12 protein-coding genes are annotated in these 10,289 nt (G+C 63.6%); 7 read left to right on the top strand and 5 right to left on the bottom strand.

Annotated features, from left to right (window positions below; translation table 11 throughout):
- Positions 1-141: 141 nt before the first annotated feature.
- A complete protein-coding gene (locus NKJ00_RS31355) occupies positions 142-1,035 on the bottom strand; it encodes an SDR family oxidoreductase (RefSeq protein WP_352632491.1) in 894 nt (297 codons plus the stop codon).
- A 135-nt stretch (positions 1,036-1,170) separates the two neighbouring features.
- Between NKJ00_RS31355 and NKJ00_RS31350 the strand changes: the two genes are divergently transcribed.
- The gene (locus tag NKJ00_RS31350; RefSeq protein ID WP_127293162.1) at positions 1,171-1,581 is read left to right on the top strand and encodes a winged helix-turn-helix transcriptional regulator; all 411 of its coding nucleotides are present in this window, start codon (positions 1,171-1,173) and stop codon (positions 1,579-1,581) included.
- 46 nt (positions 1,582-1,627) lie between these two features.
- Entirely contained in the window at positions 1,628-2,890 is a 1,263-nt protein-coding gene (locus tag NKJ00_RS31345) for an FAD-dependent oxidoreductase (RefSeq protein WP_352439804.1), read from the top strand.
- On the opposite strand, the gene NKJ00_RS31340 is transcribed toward NKJ00_RS31345, so the two are convergent.
- Positions 2,838-3,584, bottom strand: a complete 747-nt coding sequence (locus NKJ00_RS31340) for a glutathione S-transferase family protein (protein ID WP_352439805.1) — start codon at positions 3,582-3,584, stop codon at positions 2,838-2,840. The two genes, NKJ00_RS31345 and NKJ00_RS31340, sit on opposite strands and share 53 nt — an antisense overlap.
- A gap of 100 nt (positions 3,585-3,684) precedes the next feature.
- On the opposite strand from NKJ00_RS31340, the gene NKJ00_RS31335 reads away from it, so the two are divergent.
- From NKJ00_RS31335 to ilvC, 3 genes are all read left to right on the top strand, one after another.
- The gene (locus tag NKJ00_RS31335; protein ID WP_352439806.1) at positions 3,685-4,143 is read left to right on the top strand and encodes a MarR family winged helix-turn-helix transcriptional regulator; all 459 of its coding nucleotides are present in this window, start codon (positions 3,685-3,687) and stop codon (positions 4,141-4,143) included.
- A 151-nt stretch (positions 4,144-4,294) separates the two neighbouring features.
- On the top strand, positions 4,295-4,948 hold the full coding sequence (locus NKJ00_RS31330; RefSeq protein WP_352632489.1) for a TetR/AcrR family transcriptional regulator: 654 nt from the start codon (positions 4,295-4,297) through the stop codon (positions 4,946-4,948).
- A gap of 26 nt (positions 4,949-4,974) precedes the next feature.
- Positions 4,975-5,994, top strand: a complete 1,020-nt coding sequence (gene ilvC, locus NKJ00_RS31325; protein ID WP_013531065.1) for a ketol-acid reductoisomerase — start codon at positions 4,975-4,977, stop codon at positions 5,992-5,994.
- A 103-nt stretch (positions 5,995-6,097) separates the two neighbouring features.
- Here ilvC and NKJ00_RS31320 read toward each other — a convergent pair whose 3' ends face one another.
- On the bottom strand, positions 6,098-6,661 hold the full coding sequence (locus tag NKJ00_RS31320; RefSeq protein WP_023812414.1) for a BA14K family protein: 564 nt from the start codon (positions 6,659-6,661) through the stop codon (positions 6,098-6,100).
- Positions 6,662-6,849: 188 nt separating this feature from the next.
- Between NKJ00_RS31320 and NKJ00_RS31315 the strand changes: the two genes are divergently transcribed.
- Entirely contained in the window at positions 6,850-7,977 is a 1,128-nt protein-coding gene (locus NKJ00_RS31315; protein WP_352632487.1) for an endonuclease/exonuclease/phosphatase family protein, read from the top strand.
- Between the two features lie 5 nt (positions 7,978-7,982).
- On the top strand, positions 7,983-8,699 hold the full coding sequence (locus tag NKJ00_RS31310) for a hypothetical protein (protein ID WP_352612401.1): 717 nt from the start codon (positions 7,983-7,985) through the stop codon (positions 8,697-8,699).
- On the opposite strand, the gene NKJ00_RS31305 is transcribed toward NKJ00_RS31310, so the two are convergent.
- Positions 8,696-8,938 carry a hypothetical protein gene (locus NKJ00_RS31305; protein ID WP_352439810.1) on the bottom strand — a complete coding sequence of 81 codons (243 nt, stop codon included), beginning with the start codon at positions 8,936-8,938 and terminating at the stop codon, positions 8,696-8,698. The genes NKJ00_RS31310 and NKJ00_RS31305 overlap by 4 nt on opposite strands.
- A 133-nt stretch (positions 8,939-9,071) precedes the next feature.
- The gene (locus NKJ00_RS31300; RefSeq protein WP_352632485.1) at positions 9,072-10,289 is read right to left on the bottom strand and encodes an ABC transporter permease; all 1,218 of its coding nucleotides are present in this window, start codon (positions 10,287-10,289) and stop codon (positions 9,072-9,074) included.

The following is a 10,289-nucleotide window of genomic DNA, read 5'->3' as shown; positions in this document are numbered from 1 at the left end:
CTCCCTCCCCCTTGTGGGGAGGGGTTAGGGGTGGGGGTCCGTGCCGGGCAGACATCTCAGGAATTCCATATGCGATAGCCCTGCCCACGAGGGGAAGATTGGAGCTTCGCCGGTGGCGCCGTTCCTCCGCGAAACGCTGCTTCAGCCGGCCAGAGCGGCCTTGTTTGCCTCGAGGAACTGCTTCAGCGTCTTCGACTTCCGGCCGGAAAGCGTCTCGACCGCGTCCGTCACCATGGCGATGCGGCCGGAACGCGTGTTGGCGTCGAACGACACGATGATGCGGGCAAAGTCCTCGGGAACGCCAGCCGCCTTCACGCCCTCGGTCAGGGCTTCATCCGGAACCTGCACGACATCTAGCGGCTTGCCGGTGACCTCGCTTACCAGGGCCGCAATCTCCGCGGTGGTGTAGGCCTGCGGGCCGGTCAAGGTGTAAGTCTTGCTTTCGTTCGAAACGGTAACGAGGCCGGCGGCAATCGCTGCCGCCATGTCGTCGCGCGCACCGTGCGCCATGCGGCCGTCGCCGGCGGACGTGTACCATTTTCCCGAAGCGATCGCGTGCGGCAGGGCCATGAACAGGTTCTCCTGGTACCAGCCGTTGCGGAAGATCGTGTAGGGGATGCCGCTCGCCTTGATCGCCTGCTCGGTGCCGTAGTGATCATTGGCAAACAGCACCGGCGAAACCGGTTCTGGATTAGGCATCGAGGTGTAGAGAAGGTGGGAAACACCGGCCTTCTTCCCGGCGGCAACCGCGTTCTCGTGCTGCCTCAGGCGCTTGCCGTGAAGCAGGTCGATCTCGCCGGTCGAGATGATCAGCACCCTGTCGGCGCCCTTGAACGCAGCCTCCAACGATAGTGTGTCGTCGAAGTCAGCCGCCCTTGTGATGACGCCTCGCGCCGCCAGGCCGGTGAGGTTTTCCGGATTGCGGGTGGCGGCGATGATCCGTGCCGCTGGAACCTTGAACGTGTCCAGCAGATGGTTGATGACGCCGCGGCCGAGCTGGCCGGAAGCGCCGGTGACGAGAAGGGTTTCGGTCATGGAAGATCCTGACATTGCGCCGCTAAGGCGGTTCGAGTGGCAGTCTCAAAAAGAGACCAGCACTAAAATAGGAATTGACCCATGGCCGTAAAGAAGGCAGTTTTTCGGGAGGTAGGCAGGCGCAGGGAACCAGCGGTGGACAGCAAGATCGTCAATCTGAGATCGAAGATGGAGGTCTACAAGGCGATCTCCGGCGGCGGCAATTTTGCAAATTGTCCAGTCCGCGATGTCATCCAGGGGGTGAGCGGCAAATGGAGCTCGCTGCTGATGATGGCGCTGGCCGAAAAGCCCTATCGGTTTGGCGAATTGCGGCGGCTGGTGCCCGATATCTCACAGCGCATGCTGACGCAGACGCTCCATGATTTGCAGCGTGACGGCTATGTGCATCGCGAAGTGTTCCCGACCAAGCCGCCGAGCGTCGAATACAGCCTGACCGATCTCGGACACTCGATGTTCGGCGCCTTGCATCAGCTGATCCTATGGGCCGAACTCAATCATGACGCGGTGCGCGACGCGCGTTCCGGCTTTGATGCCATGCAGGCTTGAACGGCAGTTAAAACCCGCGGCTTGATTTCGTCGGGCGGCTGAAGGATTGTCCCGGCCAGTTCGGCTTGGGGGCATTGGCATTTCCTACGACATAGCAATTGCCGGCGCCGGGCCGGCGGGATTGGCCATGGCGCTCTATCTCAAGCGTGCCGGGCATCGGGTCACGGTCTTCGAGCGCTTCGATGAGCCGAAGCCGGTCGGCTCCGGGCTGATTCTGCAGCCGACAGGGCTGACGGTCCTGGCCGATCTTGGCCTGCTTGACGACATACTCGCGCTGGGCAGCCGTATCGACCGCCTGCATGGCGCCGATGCTTCCACGGGCCGTACGGTGCTCGATGTCCGCTACGATGCGCAACGCGGTGGCCGCTTCGGGCTGGCGGTGCACCGGGCGGCCTTGTTCGGCGTGCTTTTCCGCGCCGCGCAGCGCGAGGCGATCGCCATCGAGACCGGCGTCGAGATCGAGGCTCTGGAGACCGGCGAACGGGCGACGCTGATATGCGGCAACCGACGAAGGGCAGGGCCGTTCGACCTCGTCATCGACGCCAGCGGTTCGCGCTCGAAACTGCGCCGCGCGAGCGCTCCAGGCGAGCCAAGAGCACTCACCTATGGCGCGTTCTGGGCCTCGCTTGGTTGGCGCGGCGACGGTTTCGATGAGCATGCGCTGCTGCAACGCTACGACAAAGCGAGCGTGATGATCGGCGTGCTGCCGGTCGGCCGGCCGCAGCCGGGCGCTGAAAAGATGGCGGCCTTCTTCTGGAGCCTGAAGCCGTCGGATGCCGATGAGGTGCGCGTCCGCGGCCTGAACGCCTGGAAGGAAAGGGTGGTCCGGCTGTGGCCACAGAGCGAGGCGTTCACCAGCCAGATCGACAGTTTCGACCAGCTCTCGCTGGCCCGCTACGGCCACCACACGATGAAGCTCCCGGCCGGTAGGCGATTGGCCGTCATCGGCGACGCGGCGCATTCCACCAGTCCGCAACTCGGGCAAGGGGCGAACATGGCGCTGCTCGACGCGGCGGCGCTCAGCCATGCGCTGGTGCGGACAACGAGTGTCGACGCAGCACTGGAGGCCTATGCGAAGGCGCGGCGCTGGCATGTCCGCATCTTCCAGGCGCTGTCGCTGGCATTCACGCCGTTCTACCAGTCGGATTCGGTGGCGCTGCCCTTCATCCGCGACAGGCTGGTGGCGACGGTGGCAAAAATCCCGCCGGCGCCGCAGTTTCTCGCCTCGATGGTGGCCGGTACGATGATCGATCCGTTCAAGCGGATTGGGCTGACCGAGGCGCGGTGGCTGGATCGTTTTGCCGGATGAGGCCTGAAAGGTGCGATCCCTTCGCTTGCAGGAAAGCATGCAGGCGCTGCGGATAGTCCGGCGCCACGGCTTGCCTGATCGACGGGCGTTCACTCAACGCCTTGCGCCAGGCTCGGACGAGCGGTTTGCCGTCCAGAATGCCGAAATCACCGATGTGGTCGAAGACATCGAGATAGCGGAAGACCGGACCGTAAACGGCGTCGACCAGCGAAAAGTGGTTGCTGGCGAACCAGGGTCCGCCGGGCTCGTCCGCCAGCTCGGCTTCGAGGCGATCGAACATGGCGGACAGCGCGCTGGATTCGGCAAGGAAGCCAGCCTCGATCGAGGCTGAATAGAACCGGCCGATGGCGTTGAGGGTTGCCGAACCGAACTCGATCCAGGCGCGATGACGGGCGCGGGCATAGGGATCGACAGGGTGGAGGGGATTGGCCTGCGTCTCTTCGAGGAATTCCAGGATGACCGCTGACTCGAAGACCACCGTTTCCTCGCCATTTCGCTGCACGCGCAGCAGCGGCACCTTGCCGAGCGGCGAGATCGCCTTGAACCAGTCCGGCTTGTTGGCGAGGTCGATATCGATGCGCTCGAACGGCACGCCCTTTTCGGCCAGCGAAATCGCGGCGCGCTGCACATAGGGGCAGAGGTGATGGCTGACGAGAATGAGCTTGTCGGCGCGTGTGCAGGTTTCGTGTTTCATCGGATCGGCTTTCCAGGGTTAATGCAATTGCATCTATATAGATGCACATGCATCGACCGTCAAGCTTGATGCAATTGCATCTATCGTCTAGGAATGCGCCATGACCGAGAAAGCCACGCCTTCGCCCGAAGCCATCAAGGCCTGGGCTCGCCTGATGCGCGTTTCGCGCCAGCTGATGGAAAGCGCCGAAGAGGCGTTGAAGGCCGCCGGCCTGCCGCCGCTTGCCTGGTACGACGTGCTGCATGAGCTCGCCGAGGCGGGTGAGGGCGGGCTGCGGCCGTTCCAGCTCATCGAGCGCACGCTGTTCGCGCAATACAACATCTCTCGGCTTCTGGCCCGGCTCGAGGCCGATGGGCTCGTCGAGAAACTGCCGGTGGCCGATGACGGCCGTGGCCAGACCATCCGCATCACCGCCAGCGGGCGAGAGACACGCCGCCAGATGTGGGCTGTCTACGGACGCTCGATTGCGGAACTGGTAGGCGCCAAATTGTCGGCGGATGAGCTGACCATGGTCTCGGCATTGCTTGGACGGCTGCGTCAACCGCCGGCCGGCGACTAGGCGAGGCTTGTCGCGCGCGGCAACGCTCATCCACTTGCAGATATTTTGCTCTCGTCCTCTTGCGTGCGGCCTTGGAATGCGCAATATGCCGAACCGTAACGTACGGTACGGATTGCCGAGTGATCGGTGGCCTGCCTTTCGAGAGAAGAGCGTGTTGCACATCTTGCCCGATATGGACACCAGCGAAGCGCTGACAGAACGGCAGAAGGCCGTCCTCGACGCGGCGTTGCGGCTGCTGGTCGAGGAGGGCGATCATCTGACCATGACCGCCGTGGCGCGCCGCGCTAGCTGCTCCAAGGAAACGCTCTACAAATGGTTCGGCGACCGTGACGGGCTGCTGACGGCGACGGTGCAGTGGCAGGCCTCGAAAGTGCGGGTGGCGCCGGTTGACGGCAAGGGGCTCGATCTTGCCTCGCTGACCGCAAGCCTCGAACGCTTTGCCTCGGACTGGCTTAAGGTGATCTCCAGCGACACCTCGATCGCCCTCAACCGGGTGGCGGTCAGCCATGCGGGCTCGGGTAAGGACAATCTCGGCGCCGTCGTGCTTGAGAACGGCCGCTTCGCATTGGCCAAACGGTTGAAGCCGGTGCTTGAGGCCGGCCGACGGACCGGGCTTTTGGATTTCGCGGATGCCGAGACGGCGTTCCGCACCTTTTTCGGGCTGGTCGCCCGCGACGTGCAGATCCGTCTGCTGCTTGGCGACCGGCTGGAATTGACTGAGGCGGCGATCGGCGGCGATGCCGCGCGCGCGACGCAGCAGTTTCTCGCTCTTCATGGAGCAACAACCGGCCGCAAGGCCCTCTGATTTGTAAAAACGGGAAGGAAGACAAAATGCGCGTCTATTACGATCGTGATGCCGATCTCAATCTGATCAAGGGCAAGAAGGTCGCCATCATCGGCTATGGCAGCCAAGGCAGGGCGCATGCGCTCAACCTCAAGGATTCCGGCGCCAAGGAGATCGCCATCGGCCTCAAGGCCGGCTCGGCGACCGCCAAGAAGGTCGAGGCCGACGGGCTCAAGGTGATGAGCGTGGCGGACGCCGCCAAATGGGCCGACCTGATGATGATGGCAACGCCGGACGAACTGCAGGCCGACATCTACAAAAACGAGATCGCGCCGAACATCCGCGACGGTGCCGCAATCGCCTTCGCACACGGCCTCAACGTGCATTTCGGCCTGATCGAGCCGAAGTCGACGGTCGACGTCGTCATGATCGCGCCGAAGGGTCCCGGCCACACGGTGCGCGGCGAATACCAGAAGGGCGGCGGCGTGCCGTGCCTGGTCGCCGTCAACCAGGACGCTTCGGGCAATGCGCTCGACCTGGCGCTGTCCTACGCCTGCGGCGTCGGCGGCGGCCGTTCGGGCATCATCGAGACCAATTTCCGCGAGGAATGCGAGACCGACCTGTTCGGCGAGCAGGTCGTGCTGTGCGGCGGTCTGGTCGAGTTGATCCGGGCCGGTTTCGAGACGCTGGTGGAAGCCGGCTACGCGCCTGAGATGGCCTATTTCGAGTGCCTGCACGAGGTCAAGCTGATCGTCGACCTGATCTATGAAGGCGGCATCGCCAACATGAACTACTCGATCTCGAACACCGCCGAATGGGGCGAATATGTCTCGGGTCCGCGCATCATCACCGCCGAGACCAAGGCCGAGATGAAGCGCGTGCTGAAGGACATCCAGACGGGAAAATTCACCTCGGAGTGGATGCAGGAATATCGCGCCGGCATGTCCCGCTTCAAAGGCATCCGCCGCAACAATGACAGCCACCAGATCGAGGAAGTCGGCGCCAAGCTGCGCGCGATGATGCCCTGGATTTCCAAGAACAAGCTGGTCGACAAGGCCAAGAACTGAGCGAAATCCACAAGCGCTCGAAAACAGCGGCTTCCATGAACAAAAAACGGCGCCAAGTGGCGCCGTTTTTTCATTCTGTCGGTCGGCTCAGCTACAGGTCAGCTCAATAGGGTGAGTAGCACTGCTGGCGCGGGCCGTTATAGGGCTGGAAGGTGTTGTCGTAGGCCCGGTACGACCGGTAGCGGTTGTAGCACCATTGGACATGGGCGCTCGAAAGCCGTCCCGCGCGGTAGTAGCGGCGCGGCGCCGGCCGGTCATAGTAGTCGTAATTGTTGTACATGCTGCCGAGGCCAAGCCCCAGGCCAAGGCCCAGGATCGCGGCACTCGCGCCATCATCGTAGTAACGGCCGCCGCGATAGTGATGGCGACCATGGCGCCAACGCCAGTTGTCTCCACCATTCCAGTTACCGCCGCCGCCCTGCCAGTGTCGACGGCCGCCGTCCCAATTGCCCGACCGGCGCCATCTCCAATCGTCGTTGTTGAACTGACGGTTGTTGCCGCCGGCCCAACTGTCGCGAACCGGCGTGACATTCGGCGCCGCCGTGCTGGTTGGTATCGACAGATCCGGCTGCATGATCGGTCCGGCGGCGGACGGTGCCGTGACGCCGGACAGGATACCGAGGGCTATCAGCCCCGATTTGACCGTGGAAGAAAAGAGCGAACTCATTGCACTCTCCAAGAGTTACAGGCCCCACGCCCACCCGAGGAATGGGCAACAATGGATGTTTGCATCTGAACGGCGGATGAACGGAAAGGTTCCGTCAACCATGACGCGAACGCGCCCAGGACCAATCGATCTCAGATGGTGGTTTTGCGCGCTTGTTTTCCGAAGCACTTGCGGGCAAAGGTCATGGCATGTCGCTGCGCCTTGCCACCTTCAATGTCGAGAACCTGATGAACAGGTTCGATTTTTCCGGCTATCGCAACCAGCTCAACGAGGATCGAACGCTGGCGCTGTTCGATATCCAGAGCGAGGCGGAATACAGGATCCTGGAGCAGGCCCGCGCCATCGCCCAGTCCGACGACACGCGCCAACTGACGGCGCTGGCAATCGCTGCCACCCGGGCCGACATCATCTGCATGCAGGAGGTCGACAACATCGAAGCGCTGAAGGCCTTCGAATACGGCTATTTGTTCAAGATGGTGGGGCAGGGCTACCGGCAGAAATACACCACATCGGGCAATGATTCGCGCGGTATCGACGTTGCCGTGATGATGCGCAACGAGACCGCGCACGGCCAGCCGATCGAATTCGTGCGCATGACCAGCCACGCCTACGTCACCTACGAGCAGTTCGGGCTGCACACGCCGGAACTCGAGGTACTGGGCAATCAGGCCAATGAGCGCATTTTCCGGCGCGACTGCCTGGAGATCGACGTCACCGTGGGTGGCGTGCCGCTGACGCTCTATCTCGTGCATTTCAAGTCGATGGGCTCGCCGCGCAACGGGCTCGACGGGCGCGAGGCGACGATGCCGGTGCGCATCGCAGAGGCGCAGGCCGTGCGCCGCATCATCGAGGAGCGCTTCGGTGGGGCCACCGCTGACAAAAGTGGGGCCGCCGACAAACGCTGGGCGATCTGCGGCGACATGAATGACTATCGCCAGCGCGTGAAGGTAGCAGGCGATGCGATCGACGGTTATCGCTTCGAGGTGGTCGACGAAGCCCTGTCCTGCATCAACGTGCTGACGGCAGGCGGCTTTTGCGAAAATGTCGTCGAGCGGCGGCCGGAGATGAACCGCTGGAGTTTTTACCACACGCGCGGACCGGAAGAGCGGCATCTGTGCCAGCTCGACTACATCCTGTTGTCGAAGGGGCTCGCCGCCAGCAACGCGACGGCCGTTCCCGACATCATCCGCAACGGCCAGCCCTGGCGCACCATTTTTCCGCCCGGCCAGGAGGTCGAGCGGTTTCCGCGCGCCGGCTGGGACCGGCCGAAGGCATCGGACCACTGTCCGGTGGCCATCACGCTGGACATGACCTGATACGCATGAGTTTTGACCTGCCGCGCAATGTTATCCTCCCGGTCGACGACATCGACGTCTGGCTCGATCCCGGTCCGCACCCTTTCGCAAGGGACAATGCAGAGGCGATCGCCGAGAACTGGCAGCACGAAATCGCCGCCAATCCGGCGCTGTTCGACGGCATGGTGGTGCTGCTGTCGCAACTTGCCTACCGCGACAGCCGTCTCGTCGGCCGCTGCCATGCGGTCAATTACTCGACGTTCATGCTGTGGCGGAAGCGGCGCGAGAATTCGGGCGCCGAGCATGCCTATGCCCATGCCATGCTGGTGGCCGGCGACAATGCGCTGGTGGCGATCCGCATGGGGCCGCACACAGTCAATGCCGGCCGCGTCTATTTCGCTGCCGGCTCGTTCGAGCCGATCGATTTTCGCGATGGGCTGGTCGATGTCGATTTCAACATGATCCGCGAGGTGCGCGAGGAAACCGGTCTCGACCTGTCAGGTGCTGAACGCGGCAAGCGCTACCACGCCATGTCGACCAGCAGCGGCACGGTGATCTTCCGCCGCTATCACGAGACGGCGCCCGCAGACGAGATCGCCAGGCGCATCTCAGCCTTCGTCGCCACCGAGACCGAGCCGGAGATCCAGGGGCCGGTGATCATCCGCCATGCGGCCGACCTGCCGGATGGGCTCTCGCCGCACATGAAGCCGCTGATCGAGTGGCATTTCGCAAACAGGAATTAAGGGCGCGTCTTGTTCTGTGCCGCGTTGCGATCGTTGCGGGCGGCGACGAGGAACAGGATGAAGCCGATGCCGAGCAAGCCGCCCATCGCCATTCCCATGGTCTGGCCGACGACTGCCTGGAAATCCGATGTGACGCGATCGGGATTGGCCATGCCGAAGCGGGCGAGATACCACCAGATGCCTGCAAGACCTGCCTCGATGACCACCATCGCCAGGACCAGTCGCGCCTTCTTGCTCATCCCGCTATTCCTCCACCCAAGGTCAATTGCCCTAGCATCGCGAACAGTGTGGGGACAGTGGCGGGCCGGGTGGAAACGTCGAAGACTGTGCAAAACCGGGTCGGAGCGCCGGCCGCGTTCTGGCCGGGTTGCCCTATTCGTGCCTAAGTGCGTCGATCGGATCGAGCCTGGCGCCGCGCAGCGCAGGGAAGAAGCCGAACACCATGCCGATGAGCGCGGAAAAGCCGACGGCGAGCAGGATGACCGCCGGGCTTGGCGCGAACGGGATGGTCAGCGTCACCGCGGCGAGGCCGGCCAGTGCCAGGCCGAGCAGGATGCCGATGATGCCGCCGAGCAGCGACAGCACCGTCGCCTCGACCAGGAACTGGATGAGGATGTGCTTTTCATGCGCGCCGATGGCGAGCCTGATGCCGATCTCGCGTGTGCGTTCGGTGACCGACACCAGCATGATGTTCATGATGCCGATGCCGCCGACCAGCAGGCTGACGCCGGCGACGGCGCCCAGCATGCCGGTCATGGTGGTGGTGGCGCTGGCCATGGCGTCGGCGATCTGGGTCATGTCGCGGATAGCGAAATCGCTCTCGCGGTCCGGCGTGAGGCGGCGTGCATCGCGCAAAATGTCCTCGACGCGCGGCTGCAACTCGCTGGTCGGCGTACGGTCATCGGCGGCGATGTATATGTTGTCGATGTCGCGGTTGCCGGCGATGCGGCGCTGGTAGGCGTGCAGCGGCATCAGCACGACATTGTCCTGGTCCTGGCCGAAGCCGGTATAGCCCTTGGGCTCGAGCAGGCCGATGATCTTGCAGGAGGTGCGGTTGACGCGGATAATCTCGCCCTCCGGATCGCCGGCGCCGAAGAACTGCTGGCGCACCGTCTCGCCGATCAGGCACACGCCTGTGCCCGAGCGGGTTTCGGAATCGCTGAACGGCCGGCCGGACACCAGCTTCCAGTCGCGCGCATCGAGATAGGCGCTGTCGGTGCCAGTGACGCCCGAGGTCAGGCTCTCGGTGCCGAAGATGACCCGAACCTGCTTTTGCGAGGCCGGTGAAATCGCGCGGGCGCCAGTCAGATGCGCCACCAGCGCCGTCAGATCCTTTTCGGCCAGCGGACGCACCACCTGGTCGAGCCCGCCCGGTCCGCCGGGGCCGGCCGGGCGGCCGGAGCGGACCACCAGCAGATTGCTGCCGAGCTTGGAGATGTCGGCCTTGACCTTTGCTGTGGTGCCCGAGCCGATGGTCAGCATGGCGATGACGGCGGCAACGCCGATGACGATGCCGAGCAAGGTCAGGAACGAGCGCAGCACGTTGCGGCGGATCGAGCGCAGCGAGAGGCGGACGGTTTCCCAGATCAT

This window comes from Mesorhizobium sp. M0227, from assembly GCF_040321855.1.
Taxonomy (GTDB): Bacteria; Pseudomonadota; Alphaproteobacteria; order Rhizobiales; family Rhizobiaceae; genus Mesorhizobium.
The sequence above is the reverse complement of the archived record's forward strand: the minus strand, read 5'-3'. Positions and strand labels throughout refer to the sequence as shown.